This is a genomic window from Ruegeria sp. YTSC106 (assembly GCF_059609765.1).
The window spans coordinates 246,173-266,764 of record NZ_JBXWMI010000003.1 but is presented as its reverse complement, the minus strand read 5'-3'; the positions used below and the strand labels follow the sequence as shown (position 1 = coordinate 266,764).

Genomic DNA, 20,592 nt, shown 5'->3' with positions numbered 1-20,592 from the left:
CTATCATCCCACCCGAGGCTACCTGGGAACTTCATGCGACACACGCTGCCAATTGCGCCACAATTCTATGTCACGGCCCCGCAACCCTGCCCTTATCTCGACGGCAGGATGGAGCGTAAGCTGTTCACCGCACTACAGGGCGAAGGCGCGGAACAGTTGAACAATTCCCTGTCGCAGCAGGGATTTCGCCGGTCACAGAATGTACTCTATCGCCCCTCTTGCACCGATTGCGCGGCCTGTCTGTCAGCCCGGATCGACGTTTCGGCGTTCCGCGCAACAAAGAGCCAGAAACGCGCGATAAAACGCAACGGATACCTAGAACGTCGCGCGACGTCGCCCTGGGCAACGGACGAGCAATACGAACTGTTCCGCCGCTATCTTGACACCCGGCACGCCGATGGCGGCATGGCTGATATGGACGTGTTCGAATTTGCGGCGATGATCGAAGAAACTCCGATCCGAAGCCGCGTGGTGGAATATGCAGATCCGGAGACCGGAGACCTGATCGCTGTCAGCCTGACCGATGTGCTCGATGATGGGCTGAGCATGGTTTATTCCTTCTACGATCCGAACCAGCCTCAGAATTCTCTGGGTACCTATATGATCTTGGATCACATTGACATCGCGTGCGAAGCTGGCCTGCCCTATATCTACCTGGGCTACTGGGTCCCCGGCAGCCCCAAGATGGGCTACAAGGCAAAATTCTCTGGGCTGGAGGCTTATATTCAGGGCGAATGGCAAAAGATCAAAGATCCGAACGCCTTCTGCGGTTCATCCCGGCATCCCCTTTCCACCGCTCCGATTGCCGAGCAAGTGGCCAATATTCAGCTTCCGGACCGCCACCCGACCAAGGGTTGACCATCCCATGAAACAGAACCTGCATGCCGTCACACTCGTGGTGCCGGATTACGATGACGCAATCGCGTTTTATACGGAGCGACTTGGTTTCCAGCTTTTGAAAGACATCGATCTGGGAGACGGAAAACGCTGGGTCTTGATCACGCCACCGGGCTCAGACGGCAGTGCCCTTCTTCTGGCCAAAGCCGACGGACCCGAACAGCGCGCCGCCATCGGCAACCAGACAGGAGGCCGCGTGGGTTTCTTCCTGCAAACCGAAGATTTCCAACGCGACTACACACAAATGCGTGCCAACGGGGTCCAATTCGAAGAAGCCCCCCGCATTGAGCCCTACGGCAGTGTCGTCGTCTGGCGCGATCCCTTTGGCAACCGTTGGGACCTGATCCAATTCGCCTGATCCGCCTCTTCATCTGGCAACACATACATCGGGAATGAATTGGCCGCAGGCCAGAAGGGGCTGGCCCCTTCCCTGATGCCAAAAAAGAAAAGGGGGCTCTCAAGCCCCCTTTGCATTTGATTTAGTCTGATCAGTTCGGGATCAGATCAGGCACGATTGTGACAATTGTCGGGAAGAACCACAGAATCGCGATTCCGACGACCTGGATCAGGACAAACGGTATGATGCCGCGATAGATATGTCCCGTCGTCACCTCTTTTGGCGCCACGCCTCGCAAGTAGAACAAAGCGAACCCGAACGGTGGCGTCAGGAATGACGTTTGCAGGTTCACCGCCACCATGATCGTCACCCATTTCGGATCGAATGACCCGCCATAGATCACCGGGCCCACGATTGGGATCACGATGTAGATGATCTCGAGGAAGTCCAGCACGAAGCCCAAAATGAACAGCACCAGCATCACGATCAGGAAGACCGTGAACTCATTGTCAAAACTCTTCAGGAATTGCTGGATATAGTGTTCCCCTCCGAATGAAATCACCACGAGGTTCAGCAATTGCGATCCGATCAGGATGGTAAACACCATCGAGGTCACTTTGGCCGTCTCGCGTACCACCGGTGTCAAAACGCCACTGGAATACAGCACCCAGCACCCGAACAGCAGCCCGAACAGGGCATACAGGTATGACGCATAGGCAATGATGAACGCGATCCAGGTTTCAACCGTCACATTACCCTGATTGATGCGCAGATCGAAGTTGACCCCCATCAGCAACGCGATCATCACGGCAAAAGTCGACCAGATGATCACTTTGCCTGACCGGCCCTGATCCTGCAGCTTGCGATAAGCCGCCAGCATAATCGCGCCACCCGCACCCAGCGCAGCCGCCGGTGTCGGGTTGGTCACGCCACCCAGGATCGAACCCAGCACGGCAATGATCAGAACCAGCGGCGGGAAGACCACGCGGATCAGATCATTTGTGGCACAGCGCGCCGCAGCTTCCTTGCAGCCATACATGGTCAGCGCAAATGGCAAGGCGAGCAGCAGGAACGTCGCACCCGAAGATGTAATGGGCGAGATCAGCAGTATATCGACCAGCACCATCAGAAGCAGCCCGATCGCACCCAGGATCAACGGCTGCGGCGCACGCGACGGTGCGATCCCACGGCCCAGAACCAGGGTCAGACCCAACAGTAGGACGACAACGGCCACACCTGTTCCAATCGGTGCTGCTTCTGCGATCCTTTCCTGCTGGGCTGCTGCCAGTTCTTCCTCGGTCAAGCGCTGCGATTCCGCTGCACCACCTGCCGCGTCAATGGCTTCCTGCTCGGCCACGGCCTGATCCCATGCGGACTGACCGTGCAGATCGATCATTGCTACCTTGCATTCTTCCGACACGTTGGTGCGCAAGGACGCCCCCTGCCCGATATCCGAGAAGGCCGAGACCGAGATGTTCTGGCTGCCGATAACACCGACATTTCCCAGCAGAACGGCTCCGACAATCAACGCAACCGGTGCGCCCAGCAGCCAGGTCAGACCCTCAGACCGGGTGATTGGCTCTCCAGACCCACCCGACATTGCAACGGCAGGCGCCTTGTCCGGATTCAGCAGCGCATATCCAAACGCATAAAGAGCATAGAGCAGCGCCAATAGGATCCCCGGCAAAAGCGCCGCCTGGAACAACGTCCCGACCGACACAACCGCAGGCTCCCCCAGATAGGTCAGCGCGTCGGTACACCCTGCCTCAACAGCCCGTGTCTCTTGCGCCGTCGAATACAGATCACCCGCCAATGTGCCAAGCAGAACGATCACGATAGACGGCGGAATGATCTGCCCCAACGTACCCGACGCCGCAATCACACCCGTGGCAAGCTCAGGTGAGTAGTTGTTTCGCAGCATGGTTGGCAGAGCCAGCAGGCCCATGGTCACAACCGTTGCGCCAACGATGCCGGTTGAAGCAGCCAAGAACGCGCCCACAACCACGATGGACACGGCCAGACCACCCGGAAGCGGTCCAAAGACGCGCGCCATCGTCGTCAGCAGATCGTTGGCAATCTTCGAGCGTTCCAACGTGATACCCATCAGAACGAACATCAACACGGCCAACAGGGTCTCGATAGACTGCCCTGCCAGTACGCGCTCGTTCATGCGGTTCACGATGAACGAAACGTTGCGATCCAGTGCCGTTTCCCAGCCCGAGACAAACACCGGCTCGGCAATCCTTGGTAAATCCGGGTATCGGAACACGGATACGGCATCCGCTTTGACCCCGGAATTCACCAGATCCCGATAGGCTTGCGACCCGGTGTCGATTGCCTGGTGGATCAACAGCCCGGCACTGTCGAGCGCTGCAATGATCCCGAAGGAAATGACCCCGGCCCCACCGATGGCAAAGGCCACCGGGAACCCGGAAAGAATGCCCCCGAAGAGGCAGAAGAATACGATAATGAGGCCTATCTCGACGCCATCAAGTCCGAATAACATAGTCTGGGTCTCCGTCCCTAATGCGCGCCTTCATAGGCTTCTTCACCCTCACCAAGGCTGTCCTTGTCGAGGTATTTTCCAGTGCTTTCCGGCCCTTCCACATATTCCAGATACGACCGGTACAGGAAGGCAATGGCGTGCAGGAACACCATGGCCGCAAAGGCCACCAGAAGGATCTTGAACAGGAAGTAAGCGTTAAAGCCATTGGGGCTGAACCCGATGGTTTCCACGTTCCAGCGCAGCGCGCGGGACTTGGCCACCAGACGATCCAATGTGTCGCTGGCCGACGGCTTCGGCACGATCAGGTGCCGCCACATGAAATACCAGCCGTACATCCAGGTCAGCACGGCCATTGGCATCATGAACAGCACCGCGCCGCACATATCCACCACGCGTTTGGCGCGGTGGCTGATGCCGGCGTAGATGAGGTCAACGCGCACATGGCCGCCCTGCACAAACGTGTAGGTACAGCACAGACAGACGACCATGGCGTTGTAAAGCTTCAGTTCTTCCGCAAACCAGCTGATATCCATCTGGAACGGAATACCCAGACCGAAGGACATGTCAGGGCGCGTAAACACTCGCTGCATGAAAACGATCACGATCTGCTGGACCACCATCAAAAGGCCCGCCCAGGCAAAGAACCGCCCGGTGGTGTTGGCAAATCCCTCAAGGCCTCGCACGATGGCCCACATGAAATTCCGGTAGTACAGCCCGATGGCCGTCAGGACCAGAAAGAACGTCAACACCACAAAGAAGAACTCGACAGAACCGCCGTAATAGACAAAGCGCATGATCGACGCCTTGTCGGACCAGTCCAGCCAGAGCTGCGGATGCGTGATGGCGTATCCGAAATTATAGAAAGCTTCGGCAATGTTCTGAATGAACCAGACCAGTCCATTCCACAGGGCGCCGAAGAACGAGATACCGTTTTCGTCCTGCATGTTGTCCCCAGGTCGTCTTCAGTTGCGCATGGATTATTGTTGCTTGCCCAAGTCTTCAAGCGCAACGGGAAAGGTTCCCCCGCCGCGCGGGGGAACCGGTTGTCCTTGGATCAGAAAGGCTTAGCCGCGAACACGGTCACGCTGAGCTGTGTAGACACCCGACGACAGGTTGTTCCAGGCAGACGAAGCAGCCATGGACGTCATGGCGCTGTCATGGATCTTCTTGAACAGCTCATCGCCCATGTTCTCGTCCAGAACTTCCTGGCTTGCCTGACCAAACGCGTCCCAGACACTGTCCGGGAATTCCAGAACCTTGACGCCACCGGCCTGCAGACGCTGCAGTGCTGCGCCATTGTTGGCGAGGAACTGCGCCAGGTTCCACTGGTGCGCTTCGGCGGCAGCGATCTCGATGATCTTCTGCTGCGCCGGGGTCAGCTCATTGAACACGTCGCGGTTGGTTGCCAGCGACAGACCTGCGCCCGGCTCGTGGAAGCCCGCAGTGTAGTAGGTCTTGGTGATTTCCTGGAAACCGGCCTTTTCGTCCGCCCATGGACCGATCCACTCGGTACCGTCGATCGCGCCGGACGACAGCGCCTGATACACTTCCGACCCCGGAATGTTCTGTACGGATGCGCCCAGTTTACCCAGTGCTTTGCCACCTAGGCCCGGCATGCGGAACTTCAGACCGTTGAAGTCTTCGGGGCTGTTGATCTCTTTCGAGTACCAGCCACCCGCCTGCGCACCGGTGTTACCGGCCAGGAAGGACTTCAGTCCAAAGATTTCGCCAAGTTCGTCATGCAGCTCCATACCGCCGTCATGATAGTACCAGTTCACCAGTTCCTGTGCCGTCATACCGAAAGGCACGGCCGTGAAGAACGCATAGCCCGGGTGCTGACCCACAAAGTAATAGTCGGCCGCGTGATACATGTCGGCCTGACCTGACGACACCGCGTCGAATACTTCGAACGCACCAACCAGTTCGCCTGCTGCCTTGATTTCAACATTCAGGCTGCCATCCGACATGGCATTGATGCTGTCGGCACAACGCTGCGCACTGTCAAACACACCCGCCAGACCACGACCCCATGAGGTCACCATGGTCAGAGTGCGCTGACCCTGCGCATAAGCCGGTGCCGCCAGTGCGGTCGCTGCAGCCGCCGAGCCGCCCAGCGCGGATTTTTTCAGAAATGAACGACGATCCATATGAGTGTTCCTCCCCTTCATAGTCACGGTCCGGCAAAACCGGACCTGTCGCATTCAGTGCGCGTCAGCCTAATGTGACCGAAGTGAAAGGGAATACCTACTACTGCGTAGAGAATCGATTTCTTTGCTTTTTTCGACCAGAAATCGGGCGGTGAAGCCCGGCAATTACAATGATTATCGTTGTATTTGCCAGGCAAAGCCCAATCTTTTTGCATTTTCACCGCTGCTTGCGTATCGATTCGTCCATGCAAAGACTCCGACATCTGGTCTCGCTGACCTATGCGCAGAAATTGTCACTGGTGGCGGCAATCCCGCTGGTGGTGGCCGTGGCGGCAATCGCTGTGCTTGTGGCATACGAGGCGCGCGCGACCGCCGAGCGTGAGATCAAGGCGCTGGAACGCAGTCTCATCGAAGCCAAGAAGGAAGAGTTGCGCAACTACGTGACACAGGCACGCAACGGGTTCGCGTACATCTATGGCCGGGCCGAGCCAGATGACGAGGTCGCAAAAAATCTCGTGTCCCAAATCCTTTCGGCAATGATCTACGGTCAGGATGGGTTCTTCTTTGTCTACGACTATAACGGCAACAATCTGGTCAGCCCGCGCCAGACGCAATTCATCAACCGAAACTGGGAAGGGCTGACTGACAGCGATGGTACCCCCATCGTCGATGAGTTCATCCGTCTCGCCCGCCAGGGGGCTGGTTGGCACAGCTTCATGTGGCAGAAGCCTTCGACCGGGGAAGAGGCACAGATGATCGCGTATGTCGTCGGGCTTCAGGACTGGCGCTGGGTTGTGGGCACCGGGGTTTTTATCGACGACATCGTTGCAACGGTGGCCAATGCAAGGGCCGAGGTCGAGGCCCGCGTTCAACGCACCTTCATGTATATCGGCGCGATCGTCGTGGCGGCAGTGCTCATCGTCTTTGCATCTGGCATGTTGCTGAACATCCGCGAACGGAGACTTGCGGACGCCAAGTTGAAGGAACTGACCCAGCGAGTCTTTGATGCCCAGGAAGAAGAACGAGGCCGGGTTGCCCGTGAATTGCATGACGGCATCAGCCAGATTCTGGTCGGTGTTCGTTACGCGCTGGACAACGCGCGGCGGCGCCTGTCCCGTGGCGATGACGCGGGCGCACGCGATCCACTGGACAAAGGGATTGACCATCTTGGCACCGCCATCACCGAGGTTCGCCGCATCAGTCGCGACCTGCGCCCCGGCGTGCTGGACGATCTGGGCCTCGGGCCTGCGCTGAAAGCCCTGACCGACGATTTCCGGGACCGCACCGGGATCGAAACCGAATTCTCGACCGTGGTATTCCGCAACCGGCTGGATCAGGACAGCAAGATTGCACTGTATCGTATTGCCCAGGAAGCGCTGACCAATATCGAGCGCCACTCGGGCGCCACACATGTTACGATAGACCTGCGCGGGCACAAGAAAGGTGCGACCATGCGGATCACCGACAATGGCCGGGGGTTGCGGACCGATCCGGGCACCCCCAGCACCGGGATCGGGTTGCGCAACATGCAAGAGCGCATCGAACAGCTTGACGGGTCCCTGCGCATTCTGTCATCACGCGGACCGCGTGGAGGGACTGTCATCGAAGTCAGCCTGCCGCTGAGCCACCTTCTGCCACCGCAGGAAGACGCAACTTCGAACCGAAAGGCCGGCACATGAGCGCCGAAAGCATCCGAGTTCTTATCGTCGACGACCATCCCATGGTGGCCGAGGGCATACAGTCCATCCTCGAAAGCTATGACGAGATCGAAGTGGTCGGTACGCTCGGCAGCGGACAGGCGGCAGTGGATCAGGCTGTTGATCTTGCCCCGGATGTGATCCTGATGGATTTGAACATGCCCGGCCTCGGCGGTCTCAGCGCCACGGAAATCATTCTGGAACGGCTGCCGGCAACGCGTGTCCTGATCCTTTCGATGCATGACAGCCCGGAATATATCTCGACCGCGCTCAGCCACGGTGCCAAAGGTTACGTGCTGAAGGATGTGCCCACTGAAGAGATCAAGCAGGCCATTGATGCGGTGATGCGGGGTGAACAGTATCTGTGCACAGGCGCCAGCGGATCACTGAAGCCCAAGGGCGACAACGTTCGCGAAGCGCTGACCGGACGTGAACAGACCATTCTGCTGGAACTGGCGCAGGGCAAATCCAACAAGGAAGTTGCACAAACGCTGGATATTTCCGTGCGAACGGTCGAAACGCACCGCAAGAATATCAAGCGAAAACTCGGCATCTCCTCAACCGCCGGGCTTACACGCTACGCGTTGGAACACGGCGTACTGCAAGGTACTGGCGTCGGTTTCTGAATTTCGCGGGGCCGCAGCGTGCAGCGCTGCCCGGCCCAACCAGAGGATACGCGCCGCAGGCGTGTTGACGATGGGCGGGAGCGCTACGCGCCGGGTTAGATACCCTCACCAAAAAAAACCAGTGTCCCGTCTTCGTCCAGAACGTGGAATTCACGCTGCTTGTACGGCTGGTTGAAGGGTGGCCGTACACGACCGTCGTGTAAGTCAGCCAACCCTTCACGCATGCTGTCATACAACCCGTCGATGTCTTGAACATCAATGTAGAATGACTGATCATCGCCCAGTGGCTTGCCGTCATCCCGGGGTGGGCACTCCAAAAGGCGGATCGCAACAGGACCACGTTTCAAAAAGGCATAATTGTCTTGCGTAAACCCACATGTGAACCCAAGGCGTTCGCAATAAAAGTCGATCTGGTCCTGCAGGGACGAGCACAGCACAAATGGTGTTAGTTGCAAAATCTGAGGCATCTGAATCTCCGGGTAAGATACAGATGCATTCTACCAAGGCTGAACTTTCAATCCAGCAATTGATCTTTTCGCAGCCCCGCACGCTTGTAATGATACGGCAATACGCGGCCATACAACTGCTGCGTCCGTTCGACACCACCGCACATGCCTTCAGCCTCGACAAAGGAAAAGATGCCGACATAACGGCGGCGCTTGCCTCTGACAGGAGCGACCCGGTGCAGCGAATACCTTCCCTTGAAAATCTGCAAATCCCCCGGCTGTAACTCCAGCCGACGAACACGTGCCATGTTCCCATCAAGAACCGAGGCCACGAGTTCAAAGTTTTCATCCTCTGCCGAGCGCAGGTTGGGCGCGTATTCAAACGCACCGCCCACCTCTCCGTTCTGGATGGCCAGCGTCACAGTGTAGTTGTTGGTATCAAAATGCCAGGGAAAGCCCTGCCCTTCTTCCACGACATTGATGATCACGTCCGCCAACGGATCATCATAGCGAAAGAAGCGGTCCTCGGGTTCATTCAGGGCATCCCGGACAAAGGGAAGAAAACCGTCGAACTCGTAAATACGACGCAGCGGTCCGGATTTTGAAAGATTGTCCGCCGGAACAAAGGCGTTCGAACGATCATAGAACCGGCGGATCGGGTGAGCGATGCCAAGCCTAGGATCGTCCTTCGTGAAATAGGCGTTTGTTCTATTGAAAGACCGGTGCGCCTTGGGCGCGACCTCATCGGCTTCTTGCACCAGAAGCTCGACCCCTGTCTCGTGCACGAAACCCGGCAGAACAGCACATCCATCCTGTTCCAATTCGCGTCTCAGATCTTCGATCAGTCGATCATAAGCCGGAGAATCCGGACGATCGATCGGATAGCGTCCGAGATCAACCAGGTTCTGCAACATTTTTCGCCTCCGATTTCTACCCCTGCACGGTCAGCGTGGCGCAGAAAAACGCGTCGATCATGCCAGTTTCGGACATCGGCCTGACGCTTTCAGACCGTCACATCCGCGCTTGAAACCGTGAAACCGCAGGCTCAATTCCCGGAAATTCCCGACATGCGGCAATCTGCGCAATAAAATGTCGCAAAATACCGCCTCTGAGATAGAAAATTGGTGCAATTGCCTGTTGACGCCCCTTCCCCCCGAACATAATGTCCCCTCCAAGCAAAAAGGAGCCTCTGGCGATGAGAACGCTAGTCGTAATCGTAGGAACCACGCGCATGGGCCGGTAACGGTAAACCATAATCGAACCCATGCGCCTCCGAAAATCTCGGGGGCTTTTTTTTGTCGAACGCAAGACACATGTCGCGAACGGAGCAAAGCAGATGACACGTGAGATGACCGGCGCAAAGATGGTGGTTCAGGCCCTCAAGGATCAGGGCGTGGACACGGTATTCGGATACCCCGGTGGCGCCGTGCTACCCATTTATGATGAGATCTTTCTGCAAAACGACATTCGCCACATACTGGTGCGTCACGAACAAGGTGCGATCCACGCCGCCGAAGGCTATGCCCGATCGACCGGAAAACCGGGCGTCGCGCTTGTAACGTCCGGCCCCGGTGCCACCAATGCAGTCACCGGCCTGACCGATGCGTTGCTGGACTCGATCCCGATTGTGGTTCTGACCGGACAGGTCCCGACCTTCATGATCGGATCGGATGCGTTTCAGGAGGCCGACACCGTTGGCATCACCCGCCCCTGCACCAAGCATAACTGGCTGGTGAAGGATACGGACTCTCTTGCTGAAACCCTGCACGAAGCTTTCCACGTGGCCACCTCGGGACGTCCTGGTCCGGTGCTGATCGATATCCCGAAAGACGTGCAGTTCGCTTCTGGCGAGTATGCCAGCCCGAAACCTTCAACCTCGCATTACCAACCGACGATGAAAGGTGATCTGGAAGAGATCACAGAACTGGTTGCGGCAATAGAAACCGCCAAGAAACCTGTTTTCTATACCGGTGGCGGCGTTATCAATTCCGGTCCCGCGGCCAGCCAGTTGCTGCGTGAACTGGTGGACGCAACAGGCTTTCCGATCACGTCAACCCTGATGGGCCTTGGCGCCTACCCTGCCTCAGGCGAAAACTGGCTGGGGATGCTGGGGATGCATGGTCTCTACGAGGCCAATATGGCGATGCATGATTGCGATCTGATGATCAACATCGGTGCGCGGTTCGATGACCGGATCACCGGGCGTATCGATGCGTTCTCGCCGAACTCGAAGAAAGCACATATCGACATTGATCCGTCCTCGATCAACAAGGTCATTCGCGTGGACATCCCGATCGTCGGCGATGTGGGGCATGTGCTCGAGGATATTCTGAAGATCTGGAAGTCGCGCGGGCGCAAGACGGACGCCGCGAATGTCAAGCAGTGGCAAAACCAGATTGCGGAATGGCGCAAGATCAACTGCCTGGCGTTCACCAACAGCGAGAAGTCGATCAAGCCGCAATACGCACTGGAACGTCTTGAAGAACTGACGAAAAAGCATGATCGCTACATCACCACCGAGGTGGGTCAGCATCAGATGTGGGCGGCACAGTATCTCGGGTTCGAAGACCCCAACCGCTGGATGACATCCGGTGGTCTGGGCACCATGGGCTACGGCTTCCCCGCCTCGATCGGCGTTCAGATGGCACACCCGGACGCGCTGGTGATCAACGTCGCCGGTGAAGCATCATGGTTGATGAACATGCAGGAAATGGGCACCGCCGTTCAGTACCGCCTGCCGGTGAAACAGTTCATCCTGAACAACGAACGCCTCGGCATGGTCCGTCAGTGGCAGGAGTTACTGCATGGCGAGCGGTATTCACATTCATGGTCCGAGGCCCTGCCCGATTTCGTGAAACTGGCCGAGGCCTTCGGGGCCAAGGGGATCATCTGCAAGGATCCCGCCGACCTGGACGATGCGATCATGGAGATGATCAATTACGACGGTCCGGTGATCTTTGATTGTCTGGTCGAAAAGCACGAGAACTGCTTCCCCATGATCCCGTCGGGCAAGGCGCACAACGAGATGCTGCTGGGCGAGGCCGAGACGCAGGGCGTGATCGACTCCAAAGGTTCGGTGCTGGTTTAACAAAATTCGACGGATTTGGTTGGGCGCCGCGTTGCGCCCGACATCTCATGGATGATGAAAGGGACATAAATGTCTGCCCTACATATCAAAAAAGGCTCTACCCGCCATTCTGCCTATAACCTACGGCCCACCTTCTCGGACGTTCAGGAACGCCATACCATCGCGGTTCTGGTAGAAAACGAACCGGGTGTGCTGGCCCGTGTCATCGGCCTGTTCTCGGGACGTGGCTACAACATTGAAAGCCTGACGGTGGCCGAGGTTGATCACACCGGCCACCTGAGTCGCATCACCATCGTCACCACCGGCACCCCGCAGGTCATCGAACAGATCAAGGCGCAGCTTGGCAGGATTGTTTCGGTGCGTGACGTGCATGATCTGACCGTCGAGGGCGCATCAGTCGAACGTGAATTGGCGATCATCAAGGTCGTCGGCGAAGGTGACAAGCGGGTCGAAGCACTGCGACTGGCCGATATCTTCCGCGCCAATGTAGTCGACAGTACTCTGAATTCTTTCATTTTCGAGATCACCGGCGCGCCGGACAAGATCGACGCATTTGCCGATCTGATGCGCCCGCTGGGGTTGATGGAAATCGCTCGCACCGGCGTTGCTGCCCTGTTGCGTGGCGACTAAAGACCCATCCCGCCTTGGGGTCATTGTGGCATCCAAGGCGGGAACACTTTTTAGGCTGAAGCAGCTCTGGGGACTCAACCCAAACGCACTCTATGCGCCAAAATTGCCATAAGGCCAGCTTTTCCAGATAAAGATCAGGCATTTCCAGATAAAGCCTATTGCCTTTACGCATAGGGCCGTTAGCTTTGTGGCCGCAACGCGACGTGGGGATACGTTGCTTGGGGTCATTCTGTACGATTTTTCGATGCGCACCGGGCTTTGGCTTCTGTGCGATGATGGTTTCTTCCGGAAACTAAGCAAGACGTGGGCACCCATGACCGACGACATTCGCAGTCCTGCTGAGCTTCGCGCAACGTTCGGTGCGAATCTTCGGCAATTGGCACGGCGATACCGATCTGTTTCGGCACTGTGCCGCAAACTTGGCGTGAACCGCACCCAATTCAACAGATACCTTTCGGGTGAAAGCGTACCCAGACCGGATGTGCTGGACCGCATATGCCGGTTCTTCGACGTGGACGCCCGCATTCTTCTGAAACCGTTGGATGAGATCGAAAAGATCGAGGAACACCCCGCAACTCCGGCCCTGACCGAGTTTCTGGGTTCTGGTGCGGATGCAATCGAGAAGTCCCCGTTTTTACCCGGGTTCTACGCGGTTATCGAAAGCCTCTCGGCTGAACGCCGGATGACCCTGTTGCACGCCCGCCCGCTGGCCCAATGCACGTTGATCCGTGGGTACGTGTCTCGCGCCGCGATGCCCGACGCAACACCAAAAGCACGGGAAATCCAAGGGATAGCGGCCTCAAGCGGTGACACTGTCTATATGCTGACTTCCCAGCGGGAAGGTCAGAATAGCCGGGTCTATCTGATTTCTCCCGACCCTACGGGAACGGCAGTTCAGTGGCGTGGGTCGGTCATCAGTCCAACAAACGCAACAATACCGGAACCCGTTGTGCTGAAATATCTTGGGCATGACTCGACTGCCATTTTTGCTGCTGCGCGATTGTCGACTAACAATGTGGCTCAGCATCCGTAACCAACGTCTCAGGTTGGTGTTTCCCCTTCATCGTTCTGCGTGATCTGCCGGTACAGATGCCAGCTGGCATGCCCCAGCAGCGGTAGGACCACCAGCAACCCAAGAAACCAGGGCACCATCGCCAGAAATGTCAGCACCGCAATGAACGCGCCCCAGGCCAGCATCACAGGGAAGTTCTCTGACACGTAGGAGAAGCTGGTAATCATTGCCGTTACAAAGTCCAGTTCACGATCCAGCAGCAACGGAATCGACAGAACCGTGATCATATACAGAACGGTTGCAAAAACCGCCCCGACCGCCGTGCCCACTGCCAGCATTGTCAGGCCATTCAGCGTCAGAAACACTTCGAGCGACGTCGACACATTGGTCATCGTCGCCAAACCCATGAACAGGGCAAAGATCATATGCCCCAGAAAAAACCAGAACAGAAATACGACGACTATGATCGCGCAGATCGAGGGCAACTGTCTGCGGCTTTGCTGCAGCACGACCCCGAAGATCGCGCCAAAATCGAGTGGCTCGCCTTGTTCCAACCTGTGCGATACCTCGTACAGACCAACAGCGGCAAACGGGCCGATCAGCGGAAACCCGATGGCCGCCAGCACCAGCCAGAAGGTTGTTCCGGTCTGGACGGTTACCCATGCCATCGCCCAGCCAGCCAGCACGTAAACTCCGGCAAAGATCAGGCCGATTAGCGGTGCGCGGCGAAAGTCGGCCCAGGCACGCTTCAAAGCAGTGCGCAGCATGGCGGTGTCGACCGGTCGCATATCCGGAACACCAAAGGGTTTGTCCATGTTATCTTCCTCCTCCCCGACCGACGTTACGGCATCGCCGGCCTCTTGTTTGGCCAGTTGGTTTCGGCGTGATATGACGCTCCGACCGACAGTAGTTTCTGGTCCGAGCCTCTGGGTCCGAACAGTTGAAACCCCATGGGAAGCCCCTGTGCACCAAATCCCGCAGGCGCAGCCAGACAAGGCAGGCCGATCAGGCTGACCGGTACCGTAACATGCATCCACCGGTGATAGGTATCCATGGCCCGGCCAGCGATCTCTGTCGGGTAAGGCAAATCAACCGAAAACGGCCAGACCTGAGCAGAAGGCAGAACCAATGCGTCAAACTGTTCGAACAGTTTCACCGCGCAACGAAACCATTCCGAGCGGAGGACACTGGCGTGGTGCACGTCCATCGCACTCATCGCCAAACCCCGATCCAGCTCCCATTGTGCCGTGTCTTTCAAATGCTCTTTTTGCGAAGCCAAAGGTTCGAGCCCTGCGGCCACGCTGAACGACCGCAAGGTGATCCAGCTGGTCCATAGTTTTTCAGCATCGAAAGGCGGGGCGATGTCCTCGACCCGGGCTCCAAGAGATTCGAAAACGTCCATCGCGTCTTTGCAGATGTCGAGAATACCGGGCTCGGTCGGAAAAGCGCCTCCCCAGTCGCCAAGCCACCCGATCCGCAGCCCTTGCAAGTCTGCGGCGGTCACCGGGGATACCGGGGCACTTTTAGCGGCCAACGGCAAGCGCGGGTCCGGACTCGAGATAACGTCGAGCAGAACACCCAGATCTTCGGGGCAGCGCGCCATGGGGCCCAGTGTCGACAACTGATGCAAAAAACTGTCGCCCACGGGATCGGAAGGCACCCTGCCCCAGCTTGGACGAAAGCCGTAAACATTGTTCCAGCCCGCCGGGTTGCGCAAGCTGCCCATCATGTCCGAGCCATCGGCCAATGCGACCATGCCGGTCGCCAAAGCAACCGCCGCCCCGCCGGACGAACCGCCGCAGGTGAAATCGGCGTCATACGGATTGCGCGTTGCGCCATAGACCGGGTTGAAGGTGTGTGAGCCCAGCCCAAATTCCGGCGTATTGGTCTTGCCGATCAGGATAGCACCCGCGGCACGCATCCGGGTGGCAATCAGATCGTCAGTATCCGGCACGAAGCCCTTGAACATCGGTGAACCCTGAGACGAGACGACACCAGCTACATTTACAAGATCCTTAACCGCAATCGGCAGACCGTGCAGTGGACCGGTGACAGGGCTATTGTCGCAGGCCTGCGCCTCGGCCATCAAATCACCTTCATCCCGCCGTGCGACGATGGCGTTCACTTCTCTGTTGACCTTGGCGATACGATCAAGTGTGGCCTGCATCACGTCCGAGGCTGAAACCTGCCGGCTGGCCAACTGTTTCAAAAGGTTTGTAGCCGATATCCGGGTCAGGTCCATGGCACGCCATTCTGCTGTTGTTTCCAGCAGCCTAGCGGGCAGTTCAGATCATTTAAACCCACTGTTTGGATGTATCTTTTCAATAACGTCCCAGGCGGCAATGTCAGCGGGCTGCTCTGCGAAAATGCAGGTTGCTGTCGACCCCAAGCCAGTGACGCAGGCAAAGAGCAATCGCCATGCAGCTGAGCACCAGCCAGATCCCGCCCCACAACATGGTGGAGCCGCCGAACTCCTCGGCCAGCATGAATGCATCCGAACGCGCACCAGACCGTCGGATCGTGTCATCGAAGATGTCGAAAGGGACATAGATCATGCTGGTCAATCCGATCACGCGCAGCACCAGATCGCTCACATCCGGGCGCAGATACCACGCCGTAGCGATCATCGCAGCCCCGGTTCCGATGCTGAAAGCCAGGGCGAACGGATCGCGGATATACAGAACTGCTACAAGACACATGACGCCGCCAAAACCCGCCAGAACTGCGCGGTCGGCCTTTGTTCGCAAGGCAAGGATCAAAAGGGCCATGCCGAGCAACAGTGAGCCAAGATATCCGGCAGACAGGCTGAGAAACCGGTTGCCGCCCCGGCCGACGACCACTCCGCCCTGATGCGATGAGATCGAAAAACTTTCGACAGAGCCGCCGGTCAACAGGATCGTCACGGCATGGGACAACTCATGCAAAAAGACGACCAGTATCTTCAGCGGAACCACGACCGGTGTGTTCCAAAGCAAAAAGACCAAAGTTGTGATCAGGATAAGCTGCCAATGCCCTTTCACAAGGTTCAGGAAAGGGCTGCTACGCTTCACCCTAGCTGTCGCCCTGCGCCTCGGAGCGGCTCTTGCCTGCAACGTTCAGGGCCAGTGTGGCCGCCATGAACCCGTCCAGATCGCCGTCCAACACACCTTTGGTGTCCGAGGTCTCATAATTTGTCCGCAGGTCTTTGACCATCTGGTACGGCTGCAAGACGTATGACCGGATCTGGTTGCCCCAGCCCGCATCGCCCTTGGCTTCGTGTGCTGCGTTGATGTCGGCGTTCCGGCGGTCAAGTTCCAGTTGATACAAACGCGATTTCAGAGCCTTCATAGCGATATCGCGGTTCTGGTGCTGCGACTTCTCGGATGAGGTCACAACAATCCCGGTCGGAATGTGCGTGATCCGAACAGCCGAGTCCGTGGTGTTCACGTGCTGACCGCCCGCCCCCGATGACCGGTAGGTGTCGATGCGGATATCCGCAGGGTTCACCTCGATCTCGATATTGTCGTCCACCACTGGATAAACCCAGACCGAACAGAAGGAGGTGTGCCGCTTGGCCGCGGAGTCAAAAGGTGAAATCCGCACCAGCCGGTGTACGCCGCTTTCGGATTTCAGCCAGCCATAAGCGTTGTGGCCGGAAATCTTGTACGCAGCAGATTTGATCCCTGCCTCTTCGCCCGGGGTTTCGGACTGAAGCTCGACCGTATACCCTTTTTTTTCGGCCCAGCGCACATACATCCGCGCCAGCATCGAGGCCCAGTCGCAGCTTTCAGTTCCGCCCGCGCCCGAGTTGATCTCGAGGAAGGTGTCGTTGCTGTCGGCCTCGCCGTCCAACAGTGCCTCAAGCTCTTTCTTTGCGGCTTTGCCACGCAGCGCCTTGATCGCGGCCTCGGCGTCCTGGACGACCTCTTCGTCCTCTTCCATTTCGCCCAGCTCAATCAGTTCGATATTGTCGCTGAGATCGGTTTTGATGGACTCATAGGTCTCGATCGCGTCGACCAGCATCTGCCGCTCGCGCATCAGTTTCTGCGCCTTTTCGGGATCGTCCCACAGGTTGGGATCTTCGACACGCGCATTGAATTCCTCAAGGCGATGCGGCGCGGTCTCATAGTCCATGCGCTGCGCCAGCAGCTCCAGCGACTTTTCGATTTCCGCTATGATGTTCTGGGTTTCGGCGCGCATGGTCTTGTCCCAACTTGCTCAATCAGGCCTGCGTGATAGCAAGAGGTGCGAGACACCACAAGACAGGCTGGAAGGATGGAGCGACTCTCGTGACTCACTCGGAAAGATGTGCGATCGCCCGAATTTCAACCAAGGCACCCTCCCGTCGAAGTCCCGCAACTTCAACTGCGGTCCAAGCCGGGTAAGGCGCAGGCAGAACCTCAAGGCGCACACGGTCAAACAGATCGAAATGTTTTCCCATTTCAACATGGTAGGTCGTCATCTCGACCACAGACTCCAAACCTTGGTTCGCTTCCTTTAACACCTCGGCAATCTTGGAAAAGGCGTTCCGGAACTGTAGTTCCGGATCATACGGCATTGAACCGTCTGCGGCGCTCCCGGTCATACCGGTGAGAAACACGTGCCCGCCCGAGATGACACCCGGGGAGATGCTTAGCTGCCCGGGCGTACCCAGCAAAGTTTGCGGAATCAGGGGTGTCTTACCCAACTTGATCAGTCCCTGTCAGTAAAGACCACCGGTACTCAGATCCCCTTGCGTTGCCTTGGGCCCGACCGTGATGGTTTCACCCGTTGACGTCTGAACCTGAACGCCTGCGCGCTGCACTTCCTCGAACAAAGGCAGGTCGGAACCAATTGCAAAACCACCGTCATAGACACGGTCGATAAACCCATCGACGCCGTCGCGGAAGAATTCGGCCACGACATAGTCGCCGCTGGCGTCGTCCGGCAGACGGGCACCGCTGAAACGGTCGATCTTTATGAAATGACCACCTTCCGGAACCTTAAACGGACCGCCGCCGTATTTCTCAACAGCTTTTTCCATGAAGCTCTGGAACACCGGGCCACACAGTGTACCGCCATAGGCCCCCCGACCCATCGGGCGCGGACGGTCATAGCCGATGTAACAGCCCGCAACGATGTTCGAGGTAAACCCGATAAACCACGCATCCTTGGATTCGTTGGTGGTTCCGGTCTTGCCCGCTGTCGGCACCGGCAGGTTCACAACGCGCGATGCCGTCCCGCGATCAACTACGCCTTTCATCATCGACGTCAGCTGATAGGCGGTGATGGCATCCATGACCTGCGCGCGATCTGTAACAAGAGTCGGGGCCTCGTCGGGCTCCAGCCAGGTCGAGTTACAATTCAGACACTGACGGTCATCGTGACGATAGATGGTCTTGCCGAACCGGTCCTGAATACGGTCTACCAGAGTGGGTTCAACCCGCTCACCGCCGTTCGCGAACATCGCATAAGCCGCGACCATTTTGTACAGCGTCGTCTCTTCGGACCCCAGCGAGTTCGCAAGAAACGCCCCCATCCGGTCATAGACGCCAAAGCGTTCGGCGTAACCTGCAACCACCGGCATGGTGACTTCTTGTGCCAGACGGATGGTCATCAGGTTCCGCGACTGCTCGATCCCGGTACGCAAGGGCGTCGGCCCGTAGAACTTGTTCGACGAGTTCTTGGGCCGCCACAAGCCCTGCGGCGTGTTTACCTCGATCGGCGCGTCCACAACGATGGTTGCGGGGCTGTATCCGCTGTCCAGCGCGGCAGCATAGACAAAGGGCTTGAAGCTGGACCCCGGCTGGCGCTGCGCCTGCGTGGCGCGGTTGAACACGGTGTCCTGATACGAGAACCCGCCCTGCATCGCCAGAACGCGGCCCGAGTTCACATCCATCGCCACAAAGCCGCCCTGAACTTCGGGCACTTGACGGGCAGACCACTGCCCCTCTTCGCCCTCGACAACAAGGATCACATCCCCGCGCTTGAAGTTCGCAGCAAAATCACCCTGCATCCATTTGATATCGGACCGCGGAATGATGCCATCTGCAGGTCCGTTTTCGATCCCGACGGTAAGCTGTTGATCCGAAACATTCTGAACCACGGCAGGATACCAGCGGGTCGGCAGCACCACATCGCGCGGGATTTCCAGGATCGACAGCGCCTCGCGCCACTGCGCCTCATCTGCCAGTTTCTCTTCCGGAATCACTTCGCCGGTGCCGCGCCATTTCCCGCGAGACCGGTCATATTTCTGCAACGCCGTGCGCAGGGCCTTTGCGGCCTCGACCTGCATTTGCTCGTCCACCGACGCACGAACCGTGAACCCCCCGGTAAAGAATTCACCTTCACCAAAGTCTTCGCTCAGTTGTCGACGGATTTCATCGGTGAAGTAATCGCGCGGCGGCAAAGCGGTGCGGAAGCTTTCGAAATCACCGTTCTGGACCGAGCGCAACGGCATGTCGACCTCTGACTCATAGGTCGCCTGATCAATGTAACCGTTCTGGTACATCTCCCGCAGCACATAGTTTCGGCGGGCCAGCAGGCGTTCCTTTTGCCGAACCGGGTGATAATCCGACGGTGCCTTGGGCATCGCAGCCAGCATCGCCGCCTCATGCGGGGCCAGTTCCTGCAAGGTCTTGTTGAAATAGGTCTGCGCTGCGGCCGTCACGCCGTACGAGTTCTGACCCAGAAATATCTCGTTCATGTAAAGCTCAAGGATCTGCTCTTTGTCCAGGGTATCCTCAAGCCGGGTGGCGAGGATGATTTCCTTGATCTTTCGTTCTGCCCGACGGTCGCCCGACAAAAGGAAGTTCTTCATCACCTGCTGGGTAATGGTTGACGCCCCCCGCACGGTGCCACCTTTGGTGCGGACTGCTTCAACGCCTGCTGCAATAATGCCGCGCGGATCATACCCCTGATGAGTGTAGAAATTCTTGTCTTCCGCCGAAATAAACGCCTGTTTCACCAGATCAGGGATATCCTCGGACGGAGTGAACAGGCGGCGTTCCTGCGCGAATTCGTCGATCAGTTGCCCTTCGCCCGAATAGATACGGCTGATAGTCGGGGGCTTGTACTGGGCAAGAGATTCGTGGCTGGGAAGGTCACGGCCATACATCCAGAACACCGCACCAATTACCAGTGCGACCATGAAAATACCCAAGGTGACGATGCTGAAGATCGCCCCGAAAATCGAAAGAATGAACCGGATCACGTTACTGCCTTTTTCTCGCGGTGGTGCCTATATAG

Annotated in this window: 18 protein-coding genes; 7 read left to right on the top strand and 11 right to left on the bottom strand. The window is 57.5% G+C overall.

Going from position 1 to position 20,592, the window contains the following annotated elements; translation table 11 throughout:
* Positions 1-33: 33 nt before the first annotated feature.
* Together AC2FEB_RS05695 and AC2FEB_RS05690 are read left to right on the top strand one after the other, a co-directional pair.
* The gene (locus AC2FEB_RS05695; protein WP_117868677.1) at positions 34-858 is read left to right on the top strand and encodes an arginyltransferase; all 825 of its coding nucleotides are present in this window, start codon (positions 34-36) and stop codon (positions 856-858) included.
* A 7-nt stretch (positions 859-865) separates the two neighbouring features.
* Complete coding sequence (locus tag AC2FEB_RS05690; RefSeq protein ID WP_117868676.1) at positions 866-1,255, top strand: VOC family protein; 390 nt, start codon at positions 866-868, stop codon at positions 1,253-1,255.
* 130 nt (positions 1,256-1,385) lie between these two features.
* On the opposite strand, the gene AC2FEB_RS05685 is transcribed toward AC2FEB_RS05690, so the two are convergent.
* From AC2FEB_RS05685 to AC2FEB_RS05675, 3 genes are all read right to left on the bottom strand, one after another.
* Positions 1,386-3,740 (bottom strand): TRAP transporter large permease, encoded by a 2,355-nt coding sequence (locus AC2FEB_RS05685; protein ID WP_496671234.1) that lies wholly within the window; start codon positions 3,738-3,740, stop codon positions 1,386-1,388.
* A 17-nt stretch (positions 3,741-3,757) separates the two neighbouring features.
* The gene (locus AC2FEB_RS05680) at positions 3,758-4,684 is read right to left on the bottom strand and encodes a TRAP transporter small permease subunit (protein ID WP_299893919.1); all 927 of its coding nucleotides are present in this window, start codon (positions 4,682-4,684) and stop codon (positions 3,758-3,760) included.
* A 120-nt stretch (positions 4,685-4,804) separates the two neighbouring features.
* Positions 4,805-5,887: a TRAP transporter substrate-binding protein gene (locus AC2FEB_RS05675; protein WP_117868673.1), complete on the bottom strand. Its 1,083-nt coding sequence runs from the start codon at positions 5,885-5,887 to the stop codon at positions 4,805-4,807.
* Between the two features lie 245 nt (positions 5,888-6,132).
* Between AC2FEB_RS05675 and AC2FEB_RS05670 the strand changes: the two genes are divergently transcribed.
* Positions 6,133-7,566, top strand: a complete 1,434-nt coding sequence (locus tag AC2FEB_RS05670) for a cache domain-containing protein (RefSeq protein WP_496671238.1) — start codon at positions 6,133-6,135, stop codon at positions 7,564-7,566.
* On the top strand, positions 7,563-8,210 hold the full coding sequence (locus tag AC2FEB_RS05665; protein WP_117868672.1) for a response regulator transcription factor: 648 nt from the start codon (positions 7,563-7,565) through the stop codon (positions 8,208-8,210). The genes AC2FEB_RS05670 and AC2FEB_RS05665 overlap by 4 nt, the downstream gene beginning before the upstream one ends.
* Positions 8,211-8,305: 95 nt before the next feature.
* Here the strand turns inward: AC2FEB_RS05665 and AC2FEB_RS05660 are convergent, their stop codons facing one another.
* A complete protein-coding gene (locus AC2FEB_RS05660; RefSeq protein WP_496671242.1) occupies positions 8,306-8,677 on the bottom strand; it encodes a bleomycin resistance protein in 372 nt (123 codons plus the stop codon).
* A gap of 47 nt (positions 8,678-8,724) precedes the next feature.
* Positions 8,725-9,570 (bottom strand): HalD/BesD family halogenase, encoded by an 846-nt coding sequence (locus AC2FEB_RS05655; RefSeq protein WP_496671245.1) that lies wholly within the window; start codon positions 9,568-9,570, stop codon positions 8,725-8,727.
* Between the two features lie 422 nt (positions 9,571-9,992).
* Between AC2FEB_RS05655 and AC2FEB_RS05650 the strand changes: the two genes are divergently transcribed.
* The 3 genes from AC2FEB_RS05650 to AC2FEB_RS05640 all read left to right on the top strand — a co-directional run bounded on the left by AC2FEB_RS05650 (position 9,993) and on the right by AC2FEB_RS05640 (position 13,407).
* A complete protein-coding gene (locus tag AC2FEB_RS05650; protein WP_496671248.1) occupies positions 9,993-11,744 on the top strand; it encodes an acetolactate synthase 3 large subunit in 1,752 nt (583 codons plus the stop codon).
* 69 nt (positions 11,745-11,813) lie between these two features.
* A complete protein-coding gene (ilvN, locus tag AC2FEB_RS05645) occupies positions 11,814-12,374 on the top strand; it encodes an acetolactate synthase small subunit (RefSeq protein WP_117868667.1) in 561 nt (186 codons plus the stop codon).
* Between the two features lie 313 nt (positions 12,375-12,687).
* On the top strand, positions 12,688-13,407 hold the full coding sequence (locus AC2FEB_RS05640) for a helix-turn-helix domain-containing protein (RefSeq protein WP_496671254.1): 720 nt from the start codon (positions 12,688-12,690) through the stop codon (positions 13,405-13,407).
* 8 nt (positions 13,408-13,415) lie between these two features.
* On the opposite strand, the gene AC2FEB_RS05635 is transcribed toward AC2FEB_RS05640, so the two are convergent.
* The 6 genes from AC2FEB_RS05635 to AC2FEB_RS05610 all read right to left on the bottom strand — a co-directional run bounded on the left by AC2FEB_RS05635 (position 13,416) and on the right by AC2FEB_RS05610 (position 20,557).
* A complete protein-coding gene (locus tag AC2FEB_RS05635; RefSeq protein ID WP_117868665.1) occupies positions 13,416-14,201 on the bottom strand; it encodes a DUF2189 domain-containing protein in 786 nt (261 codons plus the stop codon).
* A 26-nt stretch (positions 14,202-14,227) separates the two neighbouring features.
* On the bottom strand, positions 14,228-15,628 hold the full coding sequence (locus AC2FEB_RS05630; protein ID WP_496671257.1) for an amidase: 1,401 nt from the start codon (positions 15,626-15,628) through the stop codon (positions 14,228-14,230).
* A 103-nt stretch (positions 15,629-15,731) separates the two neighbouring features.
* On the bottom strand, positions 15,732-16,436 hold the full coding sequence (locus tag AC2FEB_RS05625; RefSeq protein ID WP_496671259.1) for a M50 family metallopeptidase: 705 nt from the start codon (positions 16,434-16,436) through the stop codon (positions 15,732-15,734).
* A 1-nt stretch (position 16,437) separates the two neighbouring features.
* Positions 16,438-17,565, bottom strand: a complete 1,128-nt coding sequence (gene prfB, locus AC2FEB_RS05620) for a peptide chain release factor 2 (protein WP_117868663.1) — start codon at positions 17,563-17,565, stop codon at positions 16,438-16,440.
* A 94-nt stretch (positions 17,566-17,659) separates the two neighbouring features.
* Complete coding sequence (locus AC2FEB_RS05615) at positions 17,660-18,052, bottom strand: RidA family protein (RefSeq protein WP_496883904.1); 393 nt, start codon at positions 18,050-18,052, stop codon at positions 17,660-17,662.
* 15 nt (positions 18,053-18,067) lie between these two features.
* Entirely contained in the window at positions 18,068-20,557 is a 2,490-nt protein-coding gene (locus AC2FEB_RS05610) for a penicillin-binding protein 1A (protein ID WP_496671265.1), read from the bottom strand.
* Positions 20,558-20,592 lie beyond the last annotated feature (35 nt).

Excerpts from the sequence above, each read along its gene's own strand:
- AC2FEB_RS05695 (WP_117868677.1), top strand. The coding sequence starts at position 34 with ATGCGACACACGCTGCCAATTGCGCCACAATTCTATGTCACGGCCCCG.
- AC2FEB_RS05690 (WP_117868676.1), top strand. The coding sequence starts at position 866 with ATGAAACAGAACCTGCATGCCGTCACACTCGTGGTGCCGGATTACGAT.
- AC2FEB_RS05685 (WP_496671234.1), bottom strand. The coding sequence starts at position 3,740 with ATGTTATTCGGACTTGATGGCGTCGAGATAGGCCTCATTATCGTATTC.
- AC2FEB_RS05680 (WP_299893919.1), bottom strand. The coding sequence starts at position 4,684 with ATGCAGGACGAAAACGGTATCTCGTTCTTCGGCGCCCTGTGGAATGGA.
- AC2FEB_RS05675 (WP_117868673.1), bottom strand. The coding sequence starts at position 5,887 with ATGGATCGTCGTTCATTTCTGAAAAAATCCGCGCTGGGCGGCTCGGCG.
- AC2FEB_RS05670 (WP_496671238.1), top strand. The coding sequence starts at position 6,133 with ATGCAAAGACTCCGACATCTGGTCTCGCTGACCTATGCGCAGAAATTG.
- AC2FEB_RS05665 (WP_117868672.1), top strand. The coding sequence starts at position 7,563 with ATGAGCGCCGAAAGCATCCGAGTTCTTATCGTCGACGACCATCCCATG.
- AC2FEB_RS05660 (WP_496671242.1), bottom strand. The coding sequence starts at position 8,677 with ATGCCTCAGATTTTGCAACTAACACCATTTGTGCTGTGCTCGTCCCTG.
- AC2FEB_RS05655 (WP_496671245.1), bottom strand. The coding sequence starts at position 9,570 with ATGTTGCAGAACCTGGTTGATCTCGGACGCTATCCGATCGATCGTCCG.
- AC2FEB_RS05650 (WP_496671248.1), top strand. The coding sequence starts at position 9,993 with ATGACACGTGAGATGACCGGCGCAAAGATGGTGGTTCAGGCCCTCAAG.
- ilvN (WP_117868667.1), top strand. The coding sequence starts at position 11,814 with ATGTCTGCCCTACATATCAAAAAAGGCTCTACCCGCCATTCTGCCTAT.
- AC2FEB_RS05640 (WP_496671254.1), top strand. The coding sequence starts at position 12,688 with ATGACCGACGACATTCGCAGTCCTGCTGAGCTTCGCGCAACGTTCGGT.
- AC2FEB_RS05635 (WP_117868665.1), bottom strand. The coding sequence starts at position 14,201 with ATGGACAAACCCTTTGGTGTTCCGGATATGCGACCGGTCGACACCGCC.
- AC2FEB_RS05630 (WP_496671257.1), bottom strand. The coding sequence starts at position 15,628 with ATGGACCTGACCCGGATATCGGCTACAAACCTTTTGAAACAGTTGGCC.
- prfB (WP_117868663.1), bottom strand. The coding sequence starts at position 17,565 with ATGCGCGCCGAAACCCAGAACATCATAGCGGAAATCGAAAAGTCGCTG.